Origin of the sequence: Erythrobacter mangrovi (assembly GCF_013260645.1) — a bacterium.
GTDB classification, from domain to species: Bacteria; Pseudomonadota; Alphaproteobacteria; order Sphingomonadales; family Sphingomonadaceae; genus Qipengyuania; species Qipengyuania mangrovi.
The window spans coordinates 617,444-643,253 of the sequence record NZ_CP053921.1 but is presented as its reverse complement, the minus strand read 5'-3'; the positions used below and the strand labels follow the sequence as shown (position 1 = coordinate 643,253).

The 25,810-nt window shown below is 63.5% G+C and carries 23 protein-coding genes; 12 read left to right on the top strand and 11 right to left on the bottom strand.

Annotated elements, in window-relative coordinates; translation table 11 throughout:
- Window positions 1-5: 5 nt before the first annotated feature.
- The 3 genes from HQR01_RS03285 to pdeM all read right to left on the bottom strand — a co-directional run bounded on the left by HQR01_RS03285 (window position 6) and on the right by pdeM (window position 2,922).
- Entirely contained in the window at window positions 6-1,415 is a 1,410-nt protein-coding gene (locus tag HQR01_RS03285) for an SLC13 family permease (RefSeq protein ID WP_173212537.1), read from the bottom strand.
- 133 nt (window positions 1,416-1,548) lie between these two features.
- The gene (gene infC, locus HQR01_RS03280; RefSeq protein WP_173212530.1) at window positions 1,549-2,067 is read right to left on the bottom strand and encodes a translation initiation factor IF-3; all 519 of its coding nucleotides are present in this window, start codon (window positions 2,065-2,067) and stop codon (window positions 1,549-1,551) included.
- Window positions 2,068-2,202: 135 nt separating this feature from the next.
- A complete protein-coding gene (gene pdeM / locus HQR01_RS03275; protein ID WP_173212528.1) occupies window positions 2,203-2,922 on the bottom strand; it encodes a ligase-associated DNA damage response endonuclease PdeM in 720 nt (239 codons plus the stop codon).
- A 44-nt stretch (window positions 2,923-2,966) separates the two neighbouring features.
- On the opposite strand from pdeM, the gene hemF reads away from it, so the two are divergent.
- From hemF to HQR01_RS03260, 3 genes are all read left to right on the top strand, one after another.
- Window positions 2,967-3,824 carry an oxygen-dependent coproporphyrinogen oxidase gene (gene hemF / locus HQR01_RS03270; protein WP_173212526.1) on the top strand — a complete coding sequence of 286 codons (858 nt, stop codon included), beginning with the start codon at window positions 2,967-2,969 and terminating at the stop codon, window positions 3,822-3,824.
- Window positions 3,815-4,693, top strand: coding sequence for a Rieske (2Fe-2S) protein (locus tag HQR01_RS03265; RefSeq protein WP_173212524.1), 879 nt, complete (start codon window positions 3,815-3,817; stop codon window positions 4,691-4,693). The genes hemF and HQR01_RS03265 overlap by 10 nt, the downstream gene beginning before the upstream one ends.
- 137 nt (window positions 4,694-4,830) lie before the next feature.
- On the top strand, window positions 4,831-6,003 hold the full coding sequence (locus tag HQR01_RS03260) for an MlaA family lipoprotein (protein WP_173212522.1): 1,173 nt from the start codon (window positions 4,831-4,833) through the stop codon (window positions 6,001-6,003).
- Here HQR01_RS03260 and HQR01_RS03255 read toward each other — a convergent pair whose 3' ends face one another.
- A complete protein-coding gene (locus tag HQR01_RS03255; RefSeq protein ID WP_173212521.1) occupies window positions 6,004-6,864 on the bottom strand; it encodes a glycoside hydrolase family 16 protein in 861 nt (286 codons plus the stop codon).
- 198 nt (window positions 6,865-7,062) lie between these two features.
- Between HQR01_RS03255 and HQR01_RS03250 the strand changes: the two genes are divergently transcribed.
- Genes HQR01_RS03250 through HQR01_RS03240 form a run of 3 tightly spaced genes read left to right on the top strand, consistent with a single transcriptional unit; the run spans window position 7,063 to window position 10,256 of the window.
- Window positions 7,063-8,952, top strand: coding sequence for a M1 family metallopeptidase (locus HQR01_RS03250; RefSeq protein ID WP_173212519.1), 1,890 nt, complete (start codon window positions 7,063-7,065; stop codon window positions 8,950-8,952).
- Window positions 8,953-8,967: 15 nt separating this feature from the next.
- Complete coding sequence (locus HQR01_RS03245) at window positions 8,968-9,537, top strand: TIGR04282 family arsenosugar biosynthesis glycosyltransferase (RefSeq protein WP_173212516.1); 570 nt, start codon at window positions 8,968-8,970, stop codon at window positions 9,535-9,537.
- Window positions 9,534-10,256, top strand: a complete 723-nt coding sequence (locus tag HQR01_RS03240; protein ID WP_173212515.1) for a glycosyltransferase — start codon at window positions 9,534-9,536, stop codon at window positions 10,254-10,256. Before HQR01_RS03245 ends, HQR01_RS03240 begins: the two co-directional genes overlap by 4 nt.
- 3 nt (window positions 10,257-10,259) lie before the next feature.
- Here HQR01_RS03240 and HQR01_RS03235 read toward each other — a convergent pair whose 3' ends face one another.
- Window positions 10,260-11,279 (bottom strand): SDR family oxidoreductase, encoded by a 1,020-nt coding sequence (locus HQR01_RS03235; RefSeq protein ID WP_173212513.1) that lies wholly within the window; start codon window positions 11,277-11,279, stop codon window positions 10,260-10,262.
- Window positions 11,273-12,325 carry a methyltransferase domain-containing protein gene (locus HQR01_RS03230; RefSeq protein WP_173212511.1) on the bottom strand — a complete coding sequence of 351 codons (1,053 nt, stop codon included), beginning with the start codon at window positions 12,323-12,325 and terminating at the stop codon, window positions 11,273-11,275. Before HQR01_RS03230 ends, HQR01_RS03235 begins: the two co-directional genes overlap by 7 nt.
- Window positions 12,326-12,413: 88 nt before the next feature.
- Here HQR01_RS03230 and HQR01_RS03225 point away from each other — a divergent pair, with 88 nt between their 5' ends.
- Complete coding sequence (locus tag HQR01_RS03225; protein ID WP_173212510.1) at window positions 12,414-13,832, top strand: dihydrolipoyl dehydrogenase family protein; 1,419 nt, start codon at window positions 12,414-12,416, stop codon at window positions 13,830-13,832.
- Window positions 13,832-14,818 carry a radical SAM protein gene (locus HQR01_RS03220; protein WP_173212508.1) on the top strand — a complete coding sequence of 329 codons (987 nt, stop codon included), beginning with the start codon at window positions 13,832-13,834 and terminating at the stop codon, window positions 14,816-14,818. The genes HQR01_RS03225 and HQR01_RS03220 overlap by 1 nt, the downstream gene beginning before the upstream one ends.
- Here HQR01_RS03220 and HQR01_RS03215 read toward each other — a convergent pair whose 3' ends face one another.
- Window positions 14,819-15,496: a queuosine precursor transporter gene (locus HQR01_RS03215; protein ID WP_173212505.1), complete on the bottom strand. Its 678-nt coding sequence runs from the start codon at window positions 15,494-15,496 to the stop codon at window positions 14,819-14,821.
- Window positions 15,497-15,622: 126 nt separating this feature from the next.
- On the opposite strand from HQR01_RS03215, the gene HQR01_RS03210 reads away from it, so the two are divergent.
- The 4 genes from HQR01_RS03210 to HQR01_RS03195 all read left to right on the top strand — a co-directional run bounded on the left by HQR01_RS03210 (window position 15,623) and on the right by HQR01_RS03195 (window position 21,623).
- Window positions 15,623-16,942 (top strand): NupC/NupG family nucleoside CNT transporter, encoded by a 1,320-nt coding sequence (locus tag HQR01_RS03210; RefSeq protein ID WP_173212504.1) that lies wholly within the window; start codon window positions 15,623-15,625, stop codon window positions 16,940-16,942.
- A 13-nt stretch (window positions 16,943-16,955) separates the two neighbouring features.
- Window positions 16,956-17,897, top strand: a complete 942-nt coding sequence (locus HQR01_RS03205; RefSeq protein WP_173212502.1) for an isopenicillin N synthase family dioxygenase — start codon at window positions 16,956-16,958, stop codon at window positions 17,895-17,897.
- Window positions 17,898-18,147: 250 nt separating this feature from the next.
- The gene (locus tag HQR01_RS03200) at window positions 18,148-20,748 is read left to right on the top strand and encodes a TonB-dependent receptor (protein ID WP_173212500.1); all 2,601 of its coding nucleotides are present in this window, start codon (window positions 18,148-18,150) and stop codon (window positions 20,746-20,748) included.
- 155 nt (window positions 20,749-20,903) lie between these two features.
- Complete coding sequence (locus HQR01_RS03195) at window positions 20,904-21,623, top strand: energy transducer TonB (protein ID WP_173212498.1); 720 nt, start codon at window positions 20,904-20,906, stop codon at window positions 21,621-21,623.
- A gap of 9 nt (window positions 21,624-21,632) precedes the next feature.
- Here HQR01_RS03195 and HQR01_RS03190 read toward each other — a convergent pair whose 3' ends face one another.
- The 4 genes from HQR01_RS03190 to HQR01_RS03175 form a co-directional block, all read right to left on the bottom strand.
- A complete protein-coding gene (locus HQR01_RS03190) occupies window positions 21,633-21,944 on the bottom strand; it encodes a polyhydroxyalkanoic acid system family protein (RefSeq protein WP_173212496.1) in 312 nt (103 codons plus the stop codon).
- A complete protein-coding gene (locus HQR01_RS03185; RefSeq protein WP_173212494.1) occupies window positions 21,944-22,702 on the bottom strand; it encodes a hypothetical protein in 759 nt (252 codons plus the stop codon). The genes HQR01_RS03190 and HQR01_RS03185 overlap by 1 nt, the downstream gene beginning before the upstream one ends.
- A 1-nt stretch (window position 22,703) precedes the next feature.
- The gene (locus HQR01_RS03180) at window positions 22,704-23,909 is read right to left on the bottom strand and encodes a toxic anion resistance protein (protein WP_173212493.1); all 1,206 of its coding nucleotides are present in this window, start codon (window positions 23,907-23,909) and stop codon (window positions 22,704-22,706) included.
- 146 nt (window positions 23,910-24,055) lie between these two features.
- Window positions 24,056-25,789, bottom strand: a complete 1,734-nt coding sequence (locus HQR01_RS03175; protein ID WP_173212491.1) for a fatty acyl-AMP ligase — start codon at window positions 25,787-25,789, stop codon at window positions 24,056-24,058.
- Window positions 25,790-25,810 lie beyond the last annotated feature (21 nt).

Here is a 25,810-nt window from a genome sequence, read left to right as displayed (position 1 = left end):
GCTTGCTAAAGCAGAGCGTTCATTCCCCACACAACACCCACGAGCAGGAACACGCCGAACAGGTCGAGCAGCAGTCCCGCGCGGACCATGCGTTCGATCCGGATGCGCCCGGTAGCCCAGGCGATGGCATTGGGTCCGGTTCCGGCGGGGAGCATGAAGCCCCAGCTGGCCGCGAGCGCTGCAGGCATGGCGAGCTGGAGCGGATCCACGCCCAGGGCCACGGTCAGGCTGGCCACCACCGGCACGATCGCGCTGGCGGTGGCGACGTTGCTGGCGAATTCGGTGATAAGAATAACCATCGCGACCACCGCAATGGCGACCAGCACCAATGGCCAGCTGGCCAGCGGCAGGAGCATCTGCCCCAGCCAGTCCGCTAGCCCGCTCTTGCCCATGCCCGCCGCCAGCGCCAGGCCGCCGCCGAACATCATGATCACGCCCCAGGGTGCGCGATCGGCTTCTTCCCAGATCAGCATCGGCCGGCCGGTCCCGTCGGGCAGCAGGAACAAGGCGATGCTGGCGACGATGGCAATGGTGCCGTCGGTCAGCGACCCGGCGGGTAGAAATGGCTCGATCCACAGCTGGCCGAGCCACAAGAGGAAGGTGATCGCGACCAGCGGCACCAGCCGTTTCTCCGGTTCTGACCAGGCTGCATGGGTGTCGATGGCGGCGCGCGCGGCGGCGACGTCGAACGGATGCGCGCCGACGCTCTGGACCCGCGCAATAATTGCGGCGGCGAGCGGGATGCCGATCACCACTACCGGCAGGCCGAAACCCATCCACTGGGCGAAGCCGATGCGCACGCCGATCAATTCGTCGAGCAGGCCGACCGCAATCGCATTAGTCGGCGAGCCGACGATGGTGCCGAGCCCACCGATGCTTGCAGCGAAAGCGATGCCCATCGGCAGGGCGCCGGACAAGCCATCGGGCTCACCAGGTTCTGCGCCGCCACCGGCCAGCACGGCCAGCGCCATCGGCATCATGATCAGCGCGGTCGAAGTGTTGGAGATCAGCATCGACAATATGGCCGCCGCGGCCATGAAGGCGAGCAGCAGGCCGACTGGCCCGACCTTGCTGCCTGTTGCCTTGAGGATGCCCAGCGCCAGGCGCTTGTGCAGCCCGGTACGCTCGATCGCCAGCGCGATGAAGGCACCGCCGAGCAGCAGGAAGAGGATGTCCGAGTAATAGGCGCTGGCGGTATCCTTGGCGCTCATCACCCCGGCAAAGGGCAGCACCAGGAAAGGCATCAGCGCCGTTGCGGTGAGCGGCAGCGCCTCGGTCATCCACCATGCCGCCATCAGCACCACCAGGCCGGCGGTAACGAAGGCTTCGCGGCTCATGCCCGCGGGCGCTGGCAGGAAGATGGTCGCCAGCAGAGCAAGTGCGCCGATGACGAAGCCGATCCGTTTTGCGGTCATTCCAGTGCGATCCCCCTAGGTGCCCCGGGTGCTAACAGCACGAGCGCGGTGCGGCAACGCGCCCCGGCCCTGCCGATGTGAAAAGGGCGGACCAAACGGCCCGCCCTTTCAATCCCTCAGGTGGTGCTCTCGCCTACTTGGGCGCCAGCACCATGATCATCTGGCGGCCTTCGAGGCGCGGGAAGCTTTCGACCTTGGCGGTCTCTTCCGTATCCTCGCGGACGCGGTTGAGCAGGTCCATGCCGAGTTGCTGGTGCGCCATTTCACGCCCGCGGAAACGCAGGGTCAGTTTGACCTTGTCGCCATGCTCGATGAACTTGTGGACGCTCTTCATCTTCACATCGTAATCGTGGTCATCGATGTTCGGACGCATCTTGATCTCTTTGATTTCCTGCGTCTTCTGGGTCTTGCGCGCGAGGTTCGCCTTCTTCTGCGCCTCGTAGCGATACTTGCCGACGTCGAGGAACTTGCACACCGGCGGGTCCGCATTGGGGGACACTTCGACGAGGTTCAGACCGAGCTCGTTGGCCTGTTCGATGGCTTCGCGGGTGTACATCACGCCGAGGTTTTCGCCTTCGTGATCGATCACGCGAACCTTCGGCACATTGATCATGTTATCGTAGCGCGGACCGCTTTTCACGGGCATTTGCATGCTGCGCCGGGGTGGACGGGCTATGGGGCACTCTCCTTTGGTGGCCTTAAATCAAAGCGGGCATGTAGGCATTCTTGTAGGGATTCGGAAGCGTGTTGTGCGCCTATGGTGCAGATTCGCATCACAGCGTTGCGACTATGCCGCCTTCCACAGCGTAAAGCGTGCCAACTTCCCCGCCGCCGGCACCACCGCATCGATGCGGTTTGCCGGCTGGAGGGCGGCGAGGATTGCCGGATCGCTTGCGTCCATTCCGCCGGTATAGGCCCCGAAAGCGGGGAGGATCATCCGCCCGCTCGGCCGCCCGTCGGCTGCCTCGTTCGCGCTGACCACGGCGCAGGCGCGGCGGATCATGCGGTCGCGAACCTTGAGGTGCAGGCGTGGGTGGAAATGGCCCGACAGTTCGGGCCGTGTCTCGCCGGGCTTGGCCTGGTGGCGCAGGACCATGCCGCCGATCGCGAGCTCTTCGGCCAGCGTTCCGCCAAGCCGCGCTTCCATCTCCGGATCGTGGTTGCCGGTGATCCACACCCAGTCGACGGCCTTGGTCAGTGCGTCGAGCATCCCCGCAGCGTGCTCTTCGAGGCGGGTGGAACCGAGTGAATCGTGAAAGTTGTCGCCCAGCGTGATGACCCGCCGTGCGCCCGTCTCGCGGATAGCCAAGGCCACGCGTTCGAGCGCTTCGCGGCTGTCGTAGGGGGGAATCGGCTGGCCGTGACGGGCAAAGAAGCTGCCCTTTTCAAGGTGCAGGTCGGCGACCAGCAGCGCGCGCTCGCGCGGCCAATAGAGCGCGCGACCTTCGGTCAGGAGCCATTCCTCGCCGCAGAATTCAAAAGAGGTTGGGAACGAAAGGGGAACCATGGCCTGCTATTGCCGCGCGCGGCGCCCTTTGGCAAGGGTGCGCCATGACCGATTGGACCCCCTATACCGCCCGCGCCAAAGAATGGTTCGAAAGCCTGCGCGATCGCATCTGCGCCGAGTTCGAAGCGATCGAGCGCGAAGCCGGTTCGGACGCCACCTTCACCTTCACCCCGTGGCGACGCGAGGAGGAGGGCAATCCCGATCCCGGGGGTGGGGTGCAGGGCCTGATGAAGGGCAAGGTGTTTGAAAAGGTCGGCGTCAACGTTTCGACGGTGAAGGGCAATTTCAGCAAGGAATTTGCCGGGCAGATCAATGGCGCGAGTGCCGAGCAACCGGGTTTCACCGCTACTGGCATCAGCCTCGTCGCGCATATGGCCAACCCCCATGTGCCAGCGGTGCACATGAATACCCGTTTCCTGACGACGCAGGCCGCCTGGTTCGGCGGCGGGGCGGATCTCAATCCCCCGCTGCCCTATGCCGAGGACACCGAGGAGTTCCACGCGCGCTTCCGCGCTGCTTGTGCCGCCCATAACCCGACCTATTACGAGCGGTTCAAGAAGTGGGCCGACGACTATTTCTTTATCCCGCACCGCGGCGTCCATCGCGGGGTTGGCGGGATATTCTACGACCATCTCGAATGTACCGATGAAGCCGCTTTCGAACGCAATTTTGCCTTCACCCGCGATGTTGGGGATGCCTTCATCGACGTCTTCCCCAGGCTGGTGCGACGCCGGATGGGCAGCGAGTTCTCGCCCGAAGAGAAGCAGGTGCAACTCGAATGGCGGGGGCGCTATGCCGAATTCAACCTCGTCTACGACCGCGGTACGCTGTTCGGCCTCAAGACCGGCGGCAACATCGACGCGATATTGATGAGCCTGCCGCCTGAAGCGGTGTGGAGTTGACCGCACCGCATGTCGGCGAGGGAGATATCGCGGCGTTCGCAGGGCGATCGCGCGCGGTCGATCGCTCGACGCTCGAGGGCCTGCACTACCTCGGCAATTACGTTCGCGACCTTCCGGTGAATCTCGCGCGAATGATCGAGAATGCCTATGATTGGGAGCATCTGCCCTTCGTGCATCCATCGTCCTTCGCCGCCATCGCTCCGGTCGATAGCGGCAACTGGGGCTGGCGTTGCAAGACGGCGCTGCCGAACGAGGGCGGGGAGCAGCTGATCGAATTGCTGGTCGATGCGCCCGGGCATTACTGGGCGACAACAGTGGTCGATGGCCCCGGCCGCGGCACGCAGATCCATACCCAGGCTGCCGCGCGCGACGAGGGCGGAATTACGGTGGACGTCCGCTTCTATGCGCCGCAGGCGCCGGAGAGCCCGGCCCAGGCAGCGATGATCCTCGCCTACCTCCAGGCGCAGTATGCGACGCTTTATGACGAGGATCAGGCCCTGATGACGGGGCGCCAGGCAGCGCTGGACGAACGACGGACCCTGCGGACCGGAGATGCTGCGGCCCAGGCCGACCTGGGGCTCGAGGCCGATCTGGATCGCGCGCGGGTGTACGATGCCCTCCTGGGCGAACGGCGTGCGCTGGTGCGTTTCCACGGTGATCGCTGGATTGCGCATAGCGCGCGCTGCCCGCACGCGCTTGGGCCGCTCGAAGGTGTGGAACCCGATGCTGGCGGGCGCATTACCTGCCCATGGCATGGGTATCGCTTCGACCTGGCGACAGGGGCCGAGCAGCATGGGCGGTGCGGCGCCCTTGCACTGCTGGACACCAGCCTACGCGACGGGCACCTGATTGTCCTGAGTTCGGCCTGAAAGGTCGGGAATCGCAGCCTACTTCCCAACTTGTTGGCTATGCCCGCTTGCGGCGGGACGATTAACCGGTTTATCGGCACGGTCTGTTATAAGAACCGGGCGTGGGGTGGGCGAACCGACTAGGAGCATGAATACTAATGGGCGTATCCAGTCTCGCACTCGCGGCAGCGCTTGCCAGTGTGCAACCACAATGCGAGGCGGATGTCCCCTGCCTTCCGGCCACCGAAATCGTTGAGGCGGAGCAGGCCGCGCCAGTTGATCAGGTCGATGTGCCCGTAGCCGTCCAAACCGATGATGACGCCCCGGCTCCTGTCGAAGAAATTGCGCCGCCGGCCGAAGCAATTCTGCCTGAGGAACAGCCGGTCGAGGGCCCTACCGGCGAAACCATCGTCGTAACCGGTGGAACGCCTGAGGGCGACCCGGCGCAGCAGTTCAACGCCGCGACCTTCGAGACCGTGCAGAAGATTGACGAGGCGGTCGTTGCCCCCCTCGCCGAAGCCTACGACGAAGGCGTACCCAAGCCGATCCGTTCGGGGTTGCGCAATTTCCTGCGCAACCTGGGTGAGCCGATCAACTTCCTCAACTTCATGCTCCAGCTCAAGCCGGGGCGGGCGATGAAGTCGCTGGGCCGCTTCGCCATCAACACCACGATCGGTGTTGCGGGCCTGTTCGACCCGGCGAGCAAGGCCCCGTTCAAGCTCAAGCATGAGTCCAACGGGCTGGCGAATACGCTGGCCTTCTACGGGGTCGGGCCGGGGCCTTATCTCTACCTTCCCTTCATCGGTTCGACCACGGTGCGTGACCTGTTCGGGCGCGTGGTCGACCTGTCCATCATTCCGGCGGTGGCGGGCAAGCCGTTCAACCAACCAGTCTATGCGATTTCGGCCGGGGCGCTCAACTCGCTCGAATCGCGAATCCTGATCGACGAACAGATCGAGGCGGTTCGCGACCAGTGCGGCGATGCCTATTCGGCCACGCGCGACATCTACCTGATCGGGCGCCAGCTCGAGATCGATGGCCTGCGCGGCCGTGAATCGGAGGAGCTTGGCGAGCTGGTCGAGCGACTCAAGGTTAATTGCGATATCTCGGTGATCCGCGCGGCTACAGAACAGGCGCGGTACTCGTTCGGCGGAGGCGAAACGGGCGACGCAGGGGCGGTAGAGGTCCCGGCCACGGCCCCGGTAGCGACCGTGCCGGATGAAGCACCGGTCGAAACAATCGAACCGGTTGCCCCGGTCGAGGTGCCAGCGGTTCCCTCCGCGCCGGACAACGACACGGAGCAGAACGAACCCCTGGCTGTCGCGGGCTGATCAGCGCGGGGCGTAGACCCGCACCCAGTCGACCAGCATCGCCACCTCGCCGGACTTGATCTGGTCGACGGTGGCTTGCGGAATACCGTTGTACGGCTCCTCGATCCTGTTGGTCTTGAACGGGTAGGCGCCGCCCAGCGCAAAGTTCAGGATGATGTGTTTCGGATTGTCGAAGCGCCACTTACCGTAGTTTTCGACCATGGGGCGGGTCACGCGATAAGTCAGGTGGCCGTCGACCTCGAACAGCAGAGCGTCTTCCGTCCACTCGACGGCGTAGGTGTGCCACTGGGTGACGTCGACCCCTTCGGGGAAGAAGAACTTGTTCACCAGCGGGGTCTCTCCCGAATAGCCGGGGCCGTGCAGTGCCACGCCGATCCAGTCCTTCTCGCCAACATATTCCATGATGTCGATCTCGCCCGTGTCAGGCCACTTGCCGTTGCCGAGCAACCAGAAAGCCGGCCACACACCTTCCGCATCGGGCATGCGGATGCGGGCTTCTGCCCGGCCATAGGTGAAATCGAACTTGTCGCGGCTGTCGATCCTGCCGGAGAGGAAGTCTGCATCGCGTTGCGTGTTCGGATCGATGCCGGGCTTGTAGACCGGGCGCAGCATCAGCACGCCGCCATCTGCTCCGCTGATTCCATCGACCAAATTCACCACGCCGGGATTGTCGAGATAGACCTGCTGCTCGTTGTTGACCCAGAAATCCGCACCGATGACGTTCCACTTGGCACGATCGAGCTCACCGGCGTCGAACTCGTCGGCGAAGAGCAGCTCGCGGCCTGCGTCACCCGGCTCCTCCGCCAGGGCAGGTGTGCCCAGCGCAAGAAGCGACATGGCGGCCAGCATGCGGATGCTCATTGAAACTCTCCTCTCACGGGTATCTACATTCATGGGAACGTTATCAGTAGGCAGATTTCACAATTTGGCCAGCCTTCGGGATACGTTTTCGCGCGGACCACTGGCACCTGCCGACAAGGGCGCTAAGAGGCTCCTTTGCACTCGCCCGGTGCCATGGTGCCAAGATGGGCCGACACGTAGAACGATCAGGAGAAATCCATGCGCCGCATCCTTCCCGTCCTTGCCCTGATGGCGGGAGCCGCTTGTACCACGATCCCGCCAGAGGCGATGCAGGAAGCTGCGCCGGCGAGGATGGTCGCTCCCGTGTTGGCGACACCCGACGCGCTGGATACTTCGACCTACGCTCAGCCGCAGCTGGCTCGTGTTACCCATGTGGCGCTCAACCTCGATCTCGACTTTGTCGCCCGGCGAATCGCCGGGACGGCCACGCTCGACATCGTTGCGGCCCCCGGCGCGGACACGATCGTGCTCGATGACAAGGGGTTGGCGATTACCTCGGTGACCACAGAAGCGGGGCGGCCGCTCCAATGGTCCGTGGGCGCCGCCGATGGCGAGAAGGGCGCCCCGCTTGAGATCGTCATCGGGGCTGCGCGCCGGGTCACGATCGCCTATTCCGCCGTCGACGCCGATGCGCTCCAATGGCTCGCTCCGGAGCAGACGGCGGGCCGGGAGCACCCCTTCCTGTTCAGCCAGGGGCAGAGCATCCTCAACCGTACGTGGATTCCTACGCAGGACAGCCCGGGCATCCGCCAGACCTGGGAGGCCCGGATCACCGCCCCCAAGCCGCTCGATGTGGTGATGAGCGGAATCCAGCAGGGGACGCCCGAAGACCTTGGCGACGGGCGCCGCGCCTTCCGCTTCGCCATGGACAAGCCCGTCGCCCCCTACCTCATTGCGATCGCCGCGGGCGATATCGACTTTGCCCCGATCGGTTCGCGCACGGGCGTGTGGGCAGAGCCCGCCACGCTGGGCAGGGCGCACTATGAAACCAGCGATACCGAGAGGATGGTCGAGGCTGCGGAGCGGCTTTACGGGCCCTATCGCTGGGGCCGCTACGACATGATCGTGCTGCCACCCGCCTTCCCCTATGGCGGGATGGAGAACCCGGTGATGACCTTCCTCACCCCCACCTTCATCGCGGGGGACAGGAGTCTGACCGGCCTGGTCGCGCACGAATTGGCGCACAGCTGGTCGGGCAATCTCGTCACCAATGCGGTATGGGGCGACAGCTGGCTCAACGAAGGCGTGACCTCCTATTTCGAGAATCGCATCGTCGAGGAGATCTACGGCACTAAACGCGCCCGGCAGGAAGTGGCGCTGGACTATGCCGCCATCATCGAGACGCTGGCCGAAGTGGGCGAGGATGCGCCCGGTACCGCCCTGCACCAGCCCGACGGAACCGAAAGCGCGGGCTCGGCGATCATCTATAACAAGGGCGCGGCCTTCCTGCGCACGCTCGAACAGGAATATGGCCGCGAACGCTTCGACGCCTGGCTGCGCCAGTGGTTCGACAAGCACGCCTTCCAGCCGGCCACTTCGGCGATGATCTACGAAGACCTCAAGGCCAACCTGGTGGGAAGTGAGGCGGAGGCCGAGCGTATCAAGCTCCGTGAGTGGATCTACGCGCCCGGGCTGCCGGAGAATGTTGCCAAGCCCGATCCTGCCGCCTTTGCCGAGATCGATGCGGCGTCCGCGGCCTACGCGAAGGACGGCAGCCTGCCGAGCGGCTGGGCCGCCTGGACGTCGGCAGAGCGCCAGCGTTTCCTGCAAAGCCTGCCGCAAGAACGCAGTGCCGGCCAGCTTGCGACGCTCGATTCCGCGCTGGGTCTTTCGACGAGTGGCAACAATGAGGAATTGTTCCTGTGGATCGAGCTTGCGCTGGCCAATCGCTACGACCCGGCCGTGCCTTTGGCCGAACGGTTCCTTGGCCGTGTCGGTCGCACAAAATTCGTCCGTCCGCTCTTTGCCGCGCTGTGGGCGCAAGGCGACTGGGGGCGGCCGATTGCGCGGCGGATCTACGCCGGGACGCGCGATGGCTATCATGCGGCCACTCGTGGGTCGGTCGACCGGATTTTCGCCAATGACTAGGCGGGGGTAGCTGCATTGACGCATATCAGTATCTTCGCTCGCTACCCTGAGCCGGGAAAGGCGAAGACCCGCCTGATCCCAGCGCTGGGAGCGGAGGGTGCAGCGCAGGTCTATGCGCAGTTACTCGAACGCACGGTTGCACAGGTTCGCGCTTCCGGGTTGCCCTTCGAACTGCGCACCACCGGCGGTCAATCCGAGGCGTTTCGCACCTGGCTGGGCGATGATTTCGCGATCGTCGATCAGGGCGAGGGCGATCTTGGCGCGCGGATGGCCCGCGTCCCCGCGCCCGCGCTGATCATAGGCAGTGACTGTCCGGGCCTGTCCGCGCCGATCCTGAAGGCCGCCGCCGCCGCGCTTGCCGAACGGCCGGTCGTGATCGGACCGGCGAGCGACGGGGGCTATTACCTGATCGGTCTCGCCGAACCCATGCCGTTCCTGTTCGAAGAGATGGAGTGGAGCACCCCGCAGGTCTTCGCGGAGACGCTGGCCAGGCTGGCGGCGCGCGGTATCGGCCCGGCTATCTTGCCCGAACTATCCGACGTCGACCTGCCCGAAGACCTCGAGCAATGGCCCGAGCTGCGATGAGCGTTGCGATCGTAATCCCGGCGCTCGACGAGGAAGCGGCACTGCCTATCCTCGCGGCGCATCTGGCACGGCTCGATCCCACCCCGGCGGACGTGCTGCTGGTGGACGGGGGAAGCGGGGATCAAACGGTCGCCATTGCCGACGCAGCGGGCTGGCGCGTCGTCGCCAGCGAGCGCGGCCGTGCCCTGCAGGTCAATCGCGGGGTCGCCGAAGCGCGCGGAGACCTGGTCTGCGTGGTCCACGCGGACACCTTGCCGCCGCTCGACATGGTTGCTGTGATCGAGGAGGCGCTGAGCGACCCGAAGGTGGCGCTGGCCAGCTTTACCCCGCTGATCAAGGGGTCCGCCAAGACCCGCTGGGGTACGACTGCGCACAACTGGATCAAGACCTGGTATGCGCCGCTGATTACCCGCCCGCACCTGTTCCTCCGTGGTGTCCGGCTGCTGTTCGGCGACCACGCGATGTTCTTTCGCAAGGCCGATTTCCTCGCGCTGGGCGGCTGCACGCCGGGTGACGCGGTGATGGAGGAAGCCGACCTCTGCGTGAAGTTCGCGCGGCTGGGCAGGATTCGCATGGTGCCGCGCTGGGCGGTTACTTCGGACCGGAGGATTGCCGCCTGGGGTCCGCTCAAGGCCAACTGGATCTATTTCAAGGTCGGCATGCTGTGGGCGTTCGGCCTGCGTAGTCGCATGGCCAAGCATTACCCGGACGTGCGATAGGCCTTAACCCGGGGGCAGGAAGCCGACCTGGATGCAGTAATCGATCAGGTGCCTGATATAGGGCTCGCCCGTTTGCGGGCTGGCAAGGCCGGTGACGTCGCGAAACCCGCTATCGTCGAAATGCGGGTCGCGCTGGAAGTAGCTCGCATAGAGCCCCGCGACCCGCCGATAGAGCCGACGTTCCATGGCAGGGAGAGCGTCGGGATCGAAGTCTTCGGGTGCGACCAGTGTCGGTGCGTGAAACTGCGGGTATGACCCGATCGCCGCGGCGAACTGCGCGACGGGCAGCGGTTGGCCGGATACCAGGTGGTAGGTGCCGCCGATTGCCCGATCCTTTGCCTCGGCAAGCGCGGCAATCCCTTCGGCGACATGGTCGATCGGCACGAAATCGAGCGTGGCTGCGCCCCTTGCCTCCATATGCCTCACCCGCCCTTCGGCGATCAGTTTGAAGGCGGCGTAGGTCGTATCGAACTGGCGGATCGCACCGGTTGCGCTGTCACCGACCACGATCGAGGGGCGGGCAATCGTCCACCGCAAACCGCTGGCGCGGACCAGCCGTTCGCCCGCCGCTTTGCTCGCTTCATAGCCATTGGCGAAGCCCAGTTCGGGCAGGGGATCGTCCTCGCGGATCGTTCCGTTGCGCGTCCCGCAGACATAGGCGGTCGAAACCTGCAGGTAATGCATGTCACCAGCCTGGGCGAGCGTGAGGGCATTGGCCGTCCCGCCGACATTGACCGCCGCGTAGTCCTCTTCCGGCAGGTCGAACCGGACGGTGGCGGCGCAATGGATCAGTAGGTCGTGCGTGGAGGCTACCCTGGCGTAGGTTGCCTCGTCCCAGTCGAGGCATTCGCGCGAGACATCGCCCTTGAGGGTCGAGGCGACCGCCACCTGCCGCCCATCATTGCGACAGATTTCGGTATTGCGATGGACAAGCGCGGTTACCCGGTGTCCGCGTTCGACCAGCCGCGCGCAGACTTCCCCGCCGACCAGGCCGGCGGCTCCGGTGACGAGAATCCTTAACAACAGGATGTCGCCGTAGCAGGCTTGTCCTGCGCGGCCGTGAACGGCGCGCTTGTGCCACAATCGGGGAACACCCCGTAATGCGTGCTGAAATCGCCGAAGAATTCGAAGTGTTCGGCAAATCGGGTTTCGGCCAGCATCTTCCAGCTATTGCCGCATATCAGGAACATCCGTCCGGCTTCGATCAGGTGGTGATCGTCCAGCTCGAACACGCGTTCCTCACCTGCAACCGTGCCCTTGTATCGCACCGCCTGGCCATAGTCCTCGCACTGGCTTTCCAGCCCATCTAGCTTGAACAGGCGATAGGTCGCGGAATGGAAATCTATCCCATCGAGCTTCGCGGCGATTGCCGGATCCTCGATTCCCAGCGGGCGGCTGGTGACGAGCCGTGGGTCAGCAAATCCGGCGCGCTTGGCGAGGTCGATGAAGTCACCCCAATAGAGTGCGCCTGAAAGGCATTCGCCATGGAGCACCGGATCGCTGCGCAACGCCTCCGGCACGCGGCGTTCCGAGTAGACATCGGAGAAATATAGCTCGCCACCCGGCTTGAGCAGGCGATGCGCCGCTCCGAACACCGCATGCTTGTCGGCGACGAGATTGATCACGCAGTTGGAAACGATGACGTCGAAATGGCCTTCGGGCAGGTCGAGTTCGAGCAGCTTCTCGATATCGCCTTCGATGAAGCGGACGTTGGATTGCGCATAGCCGAACCGCTCGCGATGCCATTCCTCGTGCTCGCGCGCGATGGCCAGCTGTTCCGGCGTCGCATCAACACCGGTGACCGAGCCGTGCTCGCCAACTAGCTGGGCAAGGACATAGGCATCCTGGCCGCTGCCCGAACCGAGGTCGAGGATGTGGCAACCCTCGATCGCCTGTGGTGCCACCAGGCCGCAGCCGTAATAGCGGGCGCGGACATCCTCGTGGACGTTGCGCAACGCCGCGAGAATTGCGGGCGGCGGTGCCTCGGCGGTGCAACAGGCGTCGGTCCTGAGGTCGGCGGAAGAGGCAAGGACCTTACCGTAGTAGTCCTGGGAGTTCTGGAGATTCATGTAACCTGGCTGTCCCTGCTAGCGAAATGGAGGGGCACGTCGCGACTAAGGTTTCGCATCTCCAGCATTATAGGTTACGGGACAAGCGATGAAATTCACCCATGATGTTATTGTGATTGGTGGTGGGGCCGCCGGGCTTACCGCAGCTGGTGGCTGCGCGCTTTTCGGGCTCAAGGTGGCGCTCATCGAAGGTCACAAGATGGGTGGCGAATGCCTCAATAACGGCTGCGTCCCGTCGAAGGCACTGATCGGCGCGGCCAAGCGGGCGGGCGAAGCGCGCGAGGCGACCCGCTTTGGCGTTACGCTTGCGCCGCCGCAGGTTTCCTGGTCGGGCGTTCGCCAGCACATCCATGATGCCATCGCCGGGATCGAGCACCACGATTCGGTCGAGACCTTCGAGGAAATGGGCTGCGAGGTCTTCACCAGCCGTGCCCGCATCACCGGCAGGCAATCGGTCGAGGTTGAAGGGCGCACGCTCACTGCACCGCGGATCGTAATCGCCACCGGGTCCGAACCTCTGGTGCCGGCGATCGACGGGATCGACACGGTGCCCTACCTGACCAACGAGAACCTGTTCGAACTACCCGAGCAGCCGGGTCATCTCGTCATCATCGGTGGCGGGGCGATCGGCATGGAGATGGCGCAGGCCTTCCGTCGCCTGGGCAGTGAGGTCACCGTGATCGAGCTGAACAAGCCGATGGGTCGCGACGATCCGGACTCGGTCGCAGTCGTGATGGAAGTGATGCGCGAAGAAGGCATCCGTTTCGTCACCGACAAGGCTACCAAGATCGAGGGTGGTGTCGGCGGCGTGACCGTCCACACTGATGGAGGCGAAGCCGTTGTCGGTACGCACCTGCTGGTGGCGGTCGGTCGCAAGGCACGGGTTGCGGGCTTCGGTGCGGAAGAGATCGGTATTGCTCCCGGCAAGAACGGTTTTGCTACCGATGCACGACGCCGCACTTCGGTGAAGGGTATCTATGCCATCGGCGACTGCCGCGACGGACCTCGCCTGACCCATGTCTCGGGCTATGAAGGCTCGAACGTCGCGCTCGAGATCGTCACCGGCCTGCCGACCAAGGTCGATTTCCGGGCCTTGCCCTGGTGCACCTATACCGAGCCCGAAGTGGCGCAGATCGGCATGACCGAGGCAGAGGCGCGCGCGCAGCACGGCGATGGCGTCACCATCGTCAAGGAAGAGTTCGCCGAAAACGAGCGCTCGATCGCCGAAGGCTATACCAAGGGCCACATGAAGATGGTGCTGAAGGGCAAGAAGGTGCTCGGCGTGAGCATTGTCGGCAAGAATGCCGGGGAATTGTTGTTGCCCTTTACGCAGATGATCACCGGCAAGAGCAACACCTTTGCGCTTGGCAGCGCGATCATCAGTTACCCGACCCGCAGCGAGATCTCGAAGGCGGCGGCCTTCTCTGCGTGGGAGCCCACCGTCTTCGGCAGCCTGCCCAAGAAATACGCCGGGTTGGTGGCGAAGTTGCGCCGGACCTTCGCCTGATGGCGACGCGCAGCGCCAGCCGCAATGTGCCGACCGGCCCTTCGCCCTTTGCGGTCGAGGCCGCACCGCTGCCCGCAGAGAAGTTTGCTGATCCGCGGGTGACGGCAAAGGGCGAAGAGCGGGCCAGTGTTGCACTGACGAAGCTCGAGACGCTGTGGCTCAATACCGGTACGCTGTGCAATCTTGCCTGTGCGACCTGCTATATCGAGAGCAGCCCGACCAACGATGCGCTGGTCTATCTGTCCGCCGACCATGCGGCGCGCTTTCTCGACGAAGCGCAGGCCATGGGCACGCGCGAGATCGGCTTCACCGGCGGCGAGCCTTTCATGAACCCGGACATGCTGGCGATGCTCGAAGATACGCTGGGTCGGGGCTTCGAAGCGCTGGTGCTGACCAATGCGATGAAGCCGATGCGCCGGCACGAGGCGGCATTGCTGTCACTGCGCGAACGGTTCGGAAGCAAGCTGACGTTGCGTGTCAGCCTCGACCACCATAGCGGCCCGGTCCACGAGGCCGAACGCGGCCCGCGCAGCTGGGAACCCGCACTGGACGGATTGCGTTGGCTTTCGGCGAATGGCTTCTCGATCGCCGTGGCGGGGCGCCTGCTACCAGGCGAGAGCGAAGCTGACGCGCGCCCGGCTTACGCCGATCTCTTTGCGCGTGAGGGGATCGCCGTCGATGCCGCGGACCCCGCCAGGCTGTCGCTATTCCCGGAAATGGACGCGGCCAAGGACGTGGCCGAGATCACCAGCGCCTGCTGGGACATTCTCGGCAAGGATCCGCGCGACATCATGTGCGCGACCAGCCGCATGGTGGTGCATCGCAAGGGCGAGCCCGCACCGCGCGTCGTCGCCTGCACCCTGATCCCCTACGACCCAGGCTTCGACATGGGCGGGACATTGGCCGAGGCGTCACGCCCGGTCGCTCTCAACCATCCGCATTGCGCGCGTTTCTGCGTGCTCGGCGGGGCGAGCTGTTCCGCCTGATCAGCGGGCGTCGAGCCAGCGGGCGAAAGCAACCCCGCCGGTGATCAGAAACGGCACCAGCAGCAGGCTCAGCACGACCTTTGCGATGACCTGGCCGACCAGCAGGTTGGCGATCGGGAACTCGCCATAGAAGGCCAGGGTGATGAAGATCACCGAATCGATTGCCTGGCTGAGCGCGCTGGCGATTGCCCCGCGGGCCATTAGCGACGCAGTACTGCTGCCTTCGCCGGTCCCGCGCAACTTCGAGAAGATCCACACGTTGAGCAGCAACGATACGCCGTAGGCGGCAGGGCCGGCGGCCATGATGCGCGGGGTGGAGGACAGCACCGTCTCGAATGCGCCCAGGCGATCCGCACCCATGTCTGGCGAAGCGGGCAGACCCAGCACGAGCAGGATCAGTGCTGCAGAGATCGCCAGGGGAACGAAGCCCCAGATCACCAGCAGATTGGCCCGTGCCTGGCCGTAAAGCTGCGCGAGCGTGCTCGAAATGACCACCAGCAGGAGATAGGGAAAGATCCCCGCTTCGACCGCCAGGTCGCTCGGCCACAACTGGACCTGCTTATAAGCCAGCACGCCGGCCAGCACGGTCATACCGCCATAGAGCAGCGTGTAGACAAACATCGCGCGGGGGATGCCGTTGGTGTGCGCGTGTGTCGCGGTCGGCGTGTCGCTGGGCATGAACTATCCTCGGTAGCTGTTTACAAGGCAGGACTGCCCTTGGGGGTGAAAATTGACTAACGCCCCGCCACGCGCAAGACAGCGTTTGATTTCATCCGCAACTTGCCGCTCCACAAAGGGTCCTGCATGCCGCCAATCCTGATCAATATCGTCGGCATACTGGCGATCCTTCTCATCGCGTTCGTGCTGTCGGTAGGCAAGCGACGGATCAAGCTGCGCGTGGTTGGCGCGGCCTTTGCCTTGCAAGCCTTCATGGCGTTCCTCGTGCTCGGCACCAGCGGCGGGCGCGCTGTCATCCAGGGCATGGCCGATGGTGTCGCGGCGCTGCTGTCCTACGCCGGGCAGGGGACCCAGTTCCTGTTCGGTCCGAACGAGACCAATCCGCTGGCCAACACGTTCGCGCTGGGCGCCCTGCCGGTGATCATCTTCTTCGCCGCGCTGGTCTCCATCCTCTACCACCTTGGTATCATGCAACGCGTGGTGCGCTGGGTCGGCGGGGCTATCGGCTTCGTCACGGGCATCAGCCGGGTCGAATCGCTCGGGGCGGCGGCCAATATCTTCGTCGGCCAGTCGGAAAGCCCGCTGGTCGTACGCCCCTATCTCGCGGCGCTCGAGCCATCGCGCCTGTTCACGCTGATGAGTGTCGGCATGGCCGGTGTCGCGGGGACGATCCTCGCTGCCTATGCTGGCCTGCTCGGCAGTGAGTATTTGCCATTCCTGCTCGCCGCAGCCTTCATGTCGGCACCGGGCGGTATCCTCATGGCCAAGATCATCATGCCCGACGACATCGAACCTTTGGCGGACGTTGAGGGCGATATCGCATTGCCCCAGGCGCGCATTAGCGGCGAAGGTCCGGCAGCGATCACCGAAGGCGACAAGCCACATGAAGTCGAAGTCGCCGAGACTTTCGAGGAGGGCCACAAGCCCGCCAATATCATCGAGGCTGCGGCTCAGGGCGCGCAGACCGGGGTAAAGCTGGCGGTCGCAGTTGGCGCCATGGTGCTTGCCTTTGTCGCGCTGGTCGCGCTCGCCAACGGCATCCTCGGCGGCATCGGCGGCTGGCTTGGCATGCCCGATCTCTCGTTCCAGAAGCTCCTGGGTTTCGTCTTCGCCCCCGTCATGTTCCTGCTGGGCGTGCCCTGGGCCGAAGCCGGCACGGCAGGCGGGCTGTTCGGCACCAAGATCGTGCTCAACGAATTCGTCGCTTTCATCGATCTCGGTGCGATGGAGCCCGGCTCGCTGAGCGACCGCACTCGCGCGATCATCACCTTTGCTCTCTGTGGCTTCGCCAATTTCAGCTCGATCGCCATCCAGATGGCGGTCACTGGTGGTCTTGCGCCAAATCAAAGACCGGTCATCGCCCGGCTCGGTATCAGGGCGCTCGCTGCCGGCAGCCTCGCCAACCTGATGAGCGCGGCGCTGGCGGGACTCTTCCTACCGTATTAAGGGCCGCCCCATTATGACCGATTCGAACACCGATATCGCGGTTGTGTCGCTGGCACAGCCAATTGAGAGCATCGCCGACGAGCTGGGCCGCAGCTTCGAGGAATATGGCTTCGCTGTCATCCGCGACCACGGCATCCCGCAGGAGCTGATCGACCGCGCCGAAGCGCTGTCGAAGGAATTCTTCGCACTGCCCGACGAGACCAAGCGAGCCTATCACATTCCGGGTGGCGGCGGTGCCCGCGGCTATACGCCGTTCGGGGTCGAGAAGGCCAAGGATGCCAAGGTCCACGACCTCAAGGAATTCTGGCACGTCGGGCGCGAGCTGCCCGAAGGCCACCCGCTCGCCGAATACATGGCCGCCAATATCTGGCCGAGCGAGGTCGAAGGCTTCCGCGATACTTTCACTGAGCTCTACTCGGCCTTCGAAACGGCTGGTGGGCGCGTCCTCGAAGGGATCGCGCTGCATCTGGGGCTCGATCGCTGTTTCTTCGCGCCCACCGTTGAGGACGGCAACTCGGTCATGCGCCTGCTGCGCTATCCGCCGCTCGAAGGCGCGGAAGCCGAAGGTGCGATCCGGGCCGCGGCACATGGGGACATCAACACGATCACGCTACTGCTCGGCGCCGAAGAGGCCGGGCTCGAACTGCTGACGAAGCAGGGCGAATGGAAGGCTGTGGAAGTGCCCGAAGGTGCGCTGGTGATCAACGTCGGCGACATGCTCGACCGGCTGACCAATGGCCAGCTGCGCTCGACCACGCACCGCGTCGTGAACCCGCGTGGCGAAGCAGCCTATCGCGCGCGCTATTCGATGCCCTTCTTCCTGCACTTCCGGCCCGACTATGTGATCGAGACGCTACCCGGCTGCATTGACCCGACGCATCCGGAGGATCATCCGGCTCCGATCTCGAGCCATGATTTCCTGCTGCAGCGCCTGCGCGAGATTAATCTTGCCTGAAGAGGGGCGCGGGCTCTGAGTGTTGTAAAAGCGCAATGTTTGCGAAAATTTGCCGACGCGGCAAATATGCAACACCAGTAAGTCATTAAGATAGAATAAATAAATTCGTGCCGCATGCCCGATTGGCGCATGGCGGCCACGGTTGTCTTGACTCTGTCACAAAATCACAGCTTGGCCGCAATGTAGATCAAATAACCGGGCGCCACTTCCCGCATTTCTCTCTTTGCAAGGACACGAGGGGTTCCAACCTATGAAGTTCAAGTATCTCCTGGCCGCGTCGGCTGCCAGCATCACCGCAAGTACCTTCATCGCAGCGCCCGCCGCAGCGCAATCGACCGGTTCGGTCGACTTCGAGGAAGGCAGCGTCATCATCGTCAGCGGCGCGCGTGTTGCTGGTGTAGGGGGTGTCGAAATTCCCGATACTCCCAAAGCGAAGCAGGTCCTGACCGAAGAGATCATTCGCGCACAGCGCCCTGGCCAGACTGTGAACGAAATCGTGAACCTCATTCCGGGCGTAAGCTTCCAGAATAATGACCCCTGGGGTTCGTCAGGTGGCAGCTTCACCATTCGTGGTTTCAGCGCCGATCGTATTTCGCAGACTTTGGACGGTTTGCCCCTCAACGATTCGGGCAATTATGCCCTCTACACCAACCAGCAGGTCGATCCCGAAGTGCTGGAGCAGGTCAACGTCAACCTCGGGGTGACCGATGTCGATAGCCCGACTGCCTCGGCTGTGGGTGGCACGATCAATATCCGGACTCGCGAGCCTAGCGACGAGTTCGCCATTACCGGCACGATCACCGTCGGCGACACTTTCCCTAGCGGTGACAATTCTGGCCGGTCTCGCCTGTATATGCGTGGATTCGGAATGATCGATACGGGTGATTTTACCGGCTTCGGCACAAAGGCGTTCTTCTCCGCCAGCTACACTCGCTACAACAACCCGTTCAACAACTACGGTGAAGTAGAAAAGCAACAGTACAACGCCCGCATCTGGCAGGACATCGGCGACAACGGCGACTTCATCGCTGTGGCCGGTCACTACAACGAGAACCGCAACAATTTCTTCGGTTCGTTCACTCTGCCGAATTTTCCGACCACAAAGGCGGATCGCTTCTACGACATCAACTATCCCTGTACGCTTGAGCCAGGCACGATCTTTGGCGCTGGTGGCGTGAACGGAACGGCTGAAACCTACTCGGATCGCAATGGCTGCGGCGCCGAGTTCGATCGACGCTACAACCCCTCGAATACCGGAAACATCCGCGGGGCGTCGCGCTTCACGCTTTCCGATCAGCTCGTTCTCACCGTTGATCCAAGCTACCAGTATGTGAAGGCGAATGGCGGCGGTCCGGAAGATCTTCGCGAAGGCTTCCGCAACGTTGGCGGTGTCAACTACACTGGCTTCATCTCGGGTGGATACTACTTCGGCCGCGACCTCAACGGCGATGGCGATCTGCTCGACAGCGTTGGTGGTATTGACCCCAGCCACACCGAAACCAATCGCTTTGGCGTGATTGCGTCGCTTGCCTATGAGATCAGCCCGGAGCACCGCCTCCGCCTGGCCTATACCTGGGACCGTGCACGCCACCGCCAAACCGGATCGACAACGTTCCTGCTGCCCAATGGCGAACCAGTTGATGTCTTCCCGATCAATGATCCGTTGCTGACGTCGAATGGCGATGTTCTCAACAAGCGTGATCGCCTGTCCTATGCAACTCTCAATCAGATCTCGGGTGAGTATCGCGGTGAGTTCGGCAACCTGACCACTGTCCTTGGTCTGCGCGCACCTTTCTTCAAGCGTGAATTGAACCAGAATTGCTTCACGACCACGCCCGATGCGGGTCGCGGCTTCATCGATTGTCTCGGATCCCAGGATACCACGGCCTACGAAGCCGCAAATCCAAACTACGCCTTGCCGCAGTCGCGCACGTATAAGTACGACAAACTGCTGCCGAACCTGGGCGCGACCTATGCCTTTGGTGATGCATCGATCTTTGCGAACTATGCGAAGGGTCTTTCGGTCCCTGGCACCGATCCGCTCTATGCTTCGCTGTTCTTCCCGGCCGGTACCGAGGGTGTTCAGCCTGCCCCGGAGACGACGGACAGCTTCGACCTCGGTCTGCGTTGGCAATCTGGCAACCTGCAGGCGCAGCTTGCTGGCTATTACACGATGTATGAGAATCGTTTGGCCACTGCTTACGACCCAGAGCAGGATACAGTTCTGTTCCGGAATCTCGGCAAGGTCGACAAATACGGCGTCGATGGCTCGGTCTCATGGCGTCCTAATCAAGACGTAGTCCTGTATGTCTTTGGATCGATCACTGAGTCCGAAATCAAGAACGACCTGGTTGGTGGCACCTGCTCTATCCGCAGCGGCGTAGTTCAGAACCAGATTTATGGTTGTACCGCCGCCAACGTGGGCAGCACATTCGTTATTCCGCTTGCCGGAAAGGAAGAAAGTGGTGCTCCGACCTGGTCGATTGGTGCTCGTGCGCAGGCCCGCATTGGCGAGTTCGAGTTCGGTGCGCAGGTCAAGCATACTGGCTCGCGTTGGATCAACGACGAAAACCGGCCGCTCTTCGATAGCGCGAATGCGTCACCTACCGATCCGGACAACATCCTCTACTCGGCAAAGGTCGGTGGCTACACGGTGGTCGATCTCGATGTGCGTTGGACCTTCGCTGAAAATCCCTTCGGCAAGGACGTTGCCCTGCAGCTCAATGTCACCAATCTGTTTGACGAACTCCATGTGGGTGGTTTCGGCGGCAGCCTGAATTCCACCAGCTCACCGTTTGTCCAGATCGGTGCGCCGCGCGCAGCCAGCCTTTCGCTGATCTTCGGTTACTAAACCGTAGCCAGGACGGGGTGCCAACCCCGGGCAGAAACAGTCGGGGCGGCCTTTCTAACGAGAGGCCGCCCTATCTGCACCAGCAGCCCCGCTCCGCTGCTATGCATCGAAGCGATATGCCGGAACGCGATCGACTGATGGACCGTTGAGACCGAATGGTTGAAGAGGCTACCCGCTACGCAGCGTTGAAGAAGCGACCCAATCCATGGGTAATCGCGCTCATCATCCTGATCCATCTGGGTATCTTCTACGGCCTGGTCCGTAGCTTCGCGCCGGGACCGATGGCGCAGATCGAACGGTCGGTTGTCTCCGCGTTTACCGTCACCGTGACTGCGCCGCCCGAAGAACCCGAGGCGGCCGAGCCCGAAGGCGCGCAAGGCGACCCGGGGAAGGAAGCAGTCGCCAAGCCTGTTACCGCACCATCGCCCAAGCAACGCGTCCGTGAGGACCTGCCGGCGCCGCGTGCCGCGTCGACTGGACCGGCCGAAAATTCCGGAGCCACCGATGCTGGGTCCGGAACCGGTGCTGCAGGCAGCGGCATTGGAACCGGAAGCGGCGATGGAGGTAGTGGTCGAGGCGGCGGCGCGGCGACCAAGCCGGAGATCATCTCGGGTGCGCTCAACTCCTCGCGCGACTTCCCGATCCCTCCCGGCGGGCGCGACGCGCGGATCGGGACATCGGTGATCGTGCGGGTCATCGTCCAGCCGGACGGACGGGCAACCAATTGCACTATCTATCGCGCCAGCCCGTTCCCCGAGACCGACCAGGCCACCTGCCGGCTGGTGATGGAGCGCTTGCGTTTCCGCCCGGCGACCAATCGCGCGGGCGAACCGGTCGCGGCGCCATTCTATTACCAGCAGCGCTTCTTCAACTAGGTACCAGGATCAGCTGTCGCTGTGGTCGGCCAGCAACTTCTGGCCTTCGCTCTTGATCGCCTTGGAGATCATTGGTTCGACGAAGGACAACATTGGTGGCAGGTCGACTTCGAACACCACCTGACCCTCCTCGACCAGCACGCGTCCATCGATCTTCTGGCCCATCGCGCCGACCGATAGCGTCATGACGTCTTCATTGGGCCAGGTCGTCGTGACATCGGCCACGCCACCCGGAATGAAATTGGCGATTTCGTGGCTGCGCGAATGCAGTCGGCGGCGGACTTCCGCCTTGTCGAGACCATGGCGGATCGGGACGCGCATCAGCTCTTGTGCTCCAGTTGCGGGCTGGTCTCCACCCCTTCGCCGAACTTGTAGTCGAGGTAGCGGTGCTTGATCGCGAGGTCGTCTAGCGAGCCTTCGGCAAGCTGGCGCGTAATCGAATCGATCTCCCCGCTGATCTTCGCGAGGCTGTCGGTCAATTGCTCGTCAGGGGTCGATCCGGCGCGCCGTTCCGTCCGCAGTTGGGCGGGGATCTTGCGATAGCTCTCGACCATTTGCGGCAGCTGCTCGCCCACCAGGCTGCGCACTTCGCGCGCCTTGGGGTGGTCCTGGTCGAGCCCGTCGAGCTGGTAGCCGAGCCCGTCGAGCTGGACGCCGATCTGGTCGACCAGCGTCACCGCCGGCGCGGGCAGGGCGGGGCGCTGCGCCTCGAGCCACAGTTCCGTGCGGCTGACCATCTGCTGGACATTGCCCTTGTTGATGTCGGGTAGCTTGGGTGTCTTGAGCTTGGGGTAATTGCCCAGCACCGCCACGGCGACGATGCTGGAAAGCACCAGCGCCATAACCCCGACGAACCCCAGGCCCTTGATGATCAGGCCGAGCACGCCCATGCCCACCCACAGCGCGAACAATGCGATGGCGACGTTGCGGACCTTCTTCTTCAGGTGATCGCGCTTCGCCCGGGCTGACCCTTCGCCAATCGAAAGTGTACGCCGGTGGCGCCCACCTGCGCGATTGTCGTCGCGCAGGCGACGGCCTTCCTCGATCAGGCGCTGGCTGTCACGGGTCAGGTCGCTCATCTCATTCGGCCGTCAATAGGGCGCTCTCGTTGATCTGCTTCGAGGCCTGCGCCTGCCCTTCTGCGCGGGCGATGTAGCCCTTCGACTTCTCGACCTCGCTGGAGAGCAGGGTGACGGTCTGCTTCATGCTGTCGAGCGCCCGCAGCTTGAACGCATCCACTTCGTCCATCGTGTCGTAGATGTTTTGGAAGGCACGCTGCAGCGTCTCCAGCGGGATGGTGCTGGCTGCGGCCTGCTCGTGGATCTTGCCGGTCTGGTCACGCAGCATGGTGCTGGTGGAATCGATGATGCCTGCGGTGGTTTCGTTGAGCGCGGTGATCTGGCCCAGCACCAGGCGCTGGTTGGTCATTGCCTCGGCCACGGTCACTGCCGTGCGCAGCGCGCCGACGGTGGTGGTGCTGGCGCGGTCGACGCCCTTGACCAGTTCGACGTTGTTCTTCTTGACCAGGTCGAGCGCGAGATAGCCCTGTACGCTCACTGCCATCTGCGTGAGCAGGTCCTGCGTCCGCTGGCGGACGTAGAAAAGTGCGGTCTCGCGAATCGCCTTGGCCTTGGCCGGATCGATCGCATCGAGTTCGGCGGCCTTTTCTTCGAGCTTCTGGTCCAGCGTCTTGGAGATGTGGATCATCTGCTCGAGATTGCCCATCGACTCCCACAGCTTCTGCCGTTCGACGTCGATCGCGGCATTGTCCATGATGAGCTCGTCCTTGCCGCTGGCGAGGTTGCCGAGAATCGACTGGATGTGCGTCTGCGCGCTCTGGTAGCTGCGGAAGTAATTGGTCAGCTTGTTGCCGAAGGGGATGATCCCGAGGATCTTGCGCGACCCCGACAGCTTGCCGCGCTTGCCGGGATCGAGGTCCTCGACCACGCGGCGCAGCTCGGCAAGGTTGGCGCCAACGCCTTCATCCTTGTCCATCGCGCGGATCGGCCGGTCGAGGAAGCGATTGGAATGGCCGGCCGCGGCCATGATTTCCTTGCGCCCCATATTGGTCAGCTGGTCGACCTTCTTGCCGAACTCGGGCGAATTGGCGTCGGCCGACACGAGGTCTTCGACGAAACTGTCGACCTTCGCCTCGAGCTTACTCTTCACCTCTTCGCCCACCGGGACGAGCCCGGCCGCCTTTTCCGGTGTCACTTCGGGCACCGGGGCGGGTGGGGACAGTTCGAAATCGACGGCGGTCGCGGTCTGCGTCTTGCTTTCGCTCATGGTTGCGCGGGTCTCCCGTTTGGCAGGCGCATTGAAGTGTATCAGCCTGTATTAGGGGGCTAAGACACGATCTTCAAGGCGATTGCGCAATTGTGCGCGGGCGCGCGCCCCAAGTGCAAGCGAATTCGGCGCTTTTCGACGGACCGTCAGGCGGCCAGGTCAAGCGGCTGGATCTCTCCCGCGAGGTACAGGCGCTTGGCCTTGGCGCGGCTGAGCTTGCCCGAACTGGTGCGCGGGAGCGTGCGCGGCGGGACCAGCTCGACCACGCAGCTCATCCCGGTGACGCCGCGAACCTTGTCGGCGATCTGGTCGCGCAGCTTGACCCGTTCTTCGGGATCGGACACGCGGCAGTGGACCAGAACGGCGGGCGCTTCCTCGCCATTCTCGGTATCGATGGAGAAGGCGGCGATATCGCCGTGGTTGAAGCCCGGCAATTGCTCGACCGCCCACTCAATATCCTGCGGCCAAAGGTTCTTGCCGTTGATGATGATCATGTCCTTCGCTCGGCCGACGATGAACAAATAGCCATCGGCGAGGTAGCCCATGTCACCCGTATCGAGCCAGCCGTCGACGAGGCATTCCTCGGTCGCTTCGGGATTGCGGAAATAGGAGTGCATCACGCTCTTGCCGCGACACCAGACCTTGCCGATCTGGTGATCGCCCTTGGCGCGACCCTTCTCGTCGCGGATCTCGACCTCCATGCCGGGGATCGGCTTGCCGCAATTGACGATCGCGCGATAGCGTGCGGGTTTCGACAGGTCGCGCGGACGGCCCGACAGGCGCTCTTCCTCGACCAGCTCGACCCGGATGCCTTCACCCGGCGGCATCACGGTAACCGCCAGCGTCGCTTCGGCCAGGCCGTAGCTGGGGTTGAAGGCGCTGGCCTTGAACCCCGCGCCAGCAAAGGCATTGACGAAATTCTGCATCACGTCGGGGCGGATCATATCCGCGCCGTTGCCGGCGGTGCGCCAGCGGGAAAGATCGAAGCGATCCTCGACATGGCTCTGGCTGGAAATGCGGCGTGCGCAGATGTCGTAACCGAAGGTCGGCGAATAGCTCAGCGTGGAGCCCTTGTTGCGGCTGATCAGGTCGAGCCAGGCCAACGGGCGGCGCGCGAAATGTTCGGTCTTGAGGTAGTCGACGCTGACCTGGTTGGCGATCAGCGAGAGCAGGCAGCCGACCAGGCCCATATCATGGTACCAGGGCAGCCAGCTGATGACGCGGTCGTTGGTGCCGATGTCCATCGATTCGGCATGGCCGCGCAGATTATGCAGCAGCGCCTCGTGCGTCACCGCGACGCCAGTCGGGAAGCGGGTCGAGCCCGATGAATACTGCAGGTAGCTGATATCTTCCGGGCGGGCTTCGGGCAGCTCGCATTCCGGATCGGGGCGCTTGGCGAAATCGTCCCAGTTCTGGCCTTCGCAGCCCTGGCGCGCGGCCGCTGCGCCCGCCATTTCCTCGATCTCTGCCGGGTAGATCAGGATCTTCGGGTCGCTGCTATCGAGCTGGACCGACAGCTGGTCGATGTAGCTTTCCTTGCCGCCGAATCCGGTCGGCAGTGGAAGCGGCACCGGCCAGGCCCCGGCATACATGCAGCCGCAGAACAGGGCGGCGAATTCGGGACAGGTCTCCGCCACCAGCGCCACGCGGTCGTCCTTGCCGATCCCCGCCGCGGCGAGCTGGCGGGCAACCCGCAGGGCGTCCTCGCGCATCTGCGCGTAAGGATAGACGCGCACAAGCGTGCCGCGCATGTCGTGGAAATTGAGCCCTTTGAGGCTGCGGGCGGCGTAATCGACCGCCTCGGTGAATGTGGCGAAGTCCGAACGGCGACGGGGGAGGTCGCAATCATTCGGCGTCGGCGTCAGAACGGCGTCGGTCATAATTATGTAGCGATACCCGTG

What these genes read in the sequence shown, in the direction of transcription:
- HQR01_RS03285 (WP_173212537.1), bottom strand. Translation starts at nt 1,415, where the DNA reads ATGACCGCAAAACGGATCGGCTTCGTCATCGGCGCACTTGCTCTGCTG.
- infC (WP_173212530.1), bottom strand. Translation starts at nt 2,067, where the DNA reads ATGCAAATGCCCGTGAAAAGCGGTCCGCGCTACGATAACATGATCAAT.
- pdeM (WP_173212528.1), bottom strand. Translation starts at nt 2,922, where the DNA reads ATGGTTCCCCTTTCGTTCCCAACCTCTTTTGAATTCTGCGGCGAGGAA.
- hemF (WP_173212526.1), top strand. Translation starts at nt 2,967, where the DNA reads ATGACCGATTGGACCCCCTATACCGCCCGCGCCAAAGAATGGTTCGAA.
- HQR01_RS03260 (WP_173212522.1), top strand. Translation starts at nt 4,831, where the DNA reads ATGGGCGTATCCAGTCTCGCACTCGCGGCAGCGCTTGCCAGTGTGCAA.
- HQR01_RS03255 (WP_173212521.1), bottom strand. Translation starts at nt 6,864, where the DNA reads ATGAGCATCCGCATGCTGGCCGCCATGTCGCTTCTTGCGCTGGGCACA.
- HQR01_RS03250 (WP_173212519.1), top strand. Translation starts at nt 7,063, where the DNA reads ATGCGCCGCATCCTTCCCGTCCTTGCCCTGATGGCGGGAGCCGCTTGT.
- HQR01_RS03240 (WP_173212515.1), top strand. Translation starts at nt 9,534, where the DNA reads ATGAGCGTTGCGATCGTAATCCCGGCGCTCGACGAGGAAGCGGCACTG.
- HQR01_RS03230 (WP_173212511.1), bottom strand. Translation starts at nt 12,325, where the DNA reads ATGAATCTCCAGAACTCCCAGGACTACTACGGTAAGGTCCTTGCCTCT.
- HQR01_RS03225 (WP_173212510.1), top strand. Translation starts at nt 12,414, where the DNA reads ATGAAATTCACCCATGATGTTATTGTGATTGGTGGTGGGGCCGCCGGG.
- HQR01_RS03220 (WP_173212508.1), top strand. Translation starts at nt 13,832, where the DNA reads ATGGCGACGCGCAGCGCCAGCCGCAATGTGCCGACCGGCCCTTCGCCC.
- HQR01_RS03215 (WP_173212505.1), bottom strand. Translation starts at nt 15,496, where the DNA reads ATGCCCAGCGACACGCCGACCGCGACACACGCGCACACCAACGGCATC.
- HQR01_RS03210 (WP_173212504.1), top strand. Translation starts at nt 15,623, where the DNA reads ATGCCGCCAATCCTGATCAATATCGTCGGCATACTGGCGATCCTTCTC.
- HQR01_RS03205 (WP_173212502.1), top strand. Translation starts at nt 16,956, where the DNA reads ATGACCGATTCGAACACCGATATCGCGGTTGTGTCGCTGGCACAGCCA.
- HQR01_RS03200 (WP_173212500.1), top strand. Translation starts at nt 18,148, where the DNA reads ATGAAGTTCAAGTATCTCCTGGCCGCGTCGGCTGCCAGCATCACCGCA.
- HQR01_RS03195 (WP_173212498.1), top strand. Translation starts at nt 20,904, where the DNA reads ATGGTTGAAGAGGCTACCCGCTACGCAGCGTTGAAGAAGCGACCCAAT.
- HQR01_RS03190 (WP_173212496.1), bottom strand. Translation starts at nt 21,944, where the DNA reads ATGCGCGTCCCGATCCGCCATGGTCTCGACAAGGCGGAAGTCCGCCGC.
- HQR01_RS03185 (WP_173212494.1), bottom strand. Translation starts at nt 22,702, where the DNA reads ATGAGCGACCTGACCCGTGACAGCCAGCGCCTGATCGAGGAAGGCCGT.
- HQR01_RS03180 (WP_173212493.1), bottom strand. Translation starts at nt 23,909, where the DNA reads ATGAGCGAAAGCAAGACGCAGACCGCGACCGCCGTCGATTTCGAACTG.
- HQR01_RS03175 (WP_173212491.1), bottom strand. Translation starts at nt 25,789, where the DNA reads ATGACCGACGCCGTTCTGACGCCGACGCCGAATGATTGCGACCTCCCC.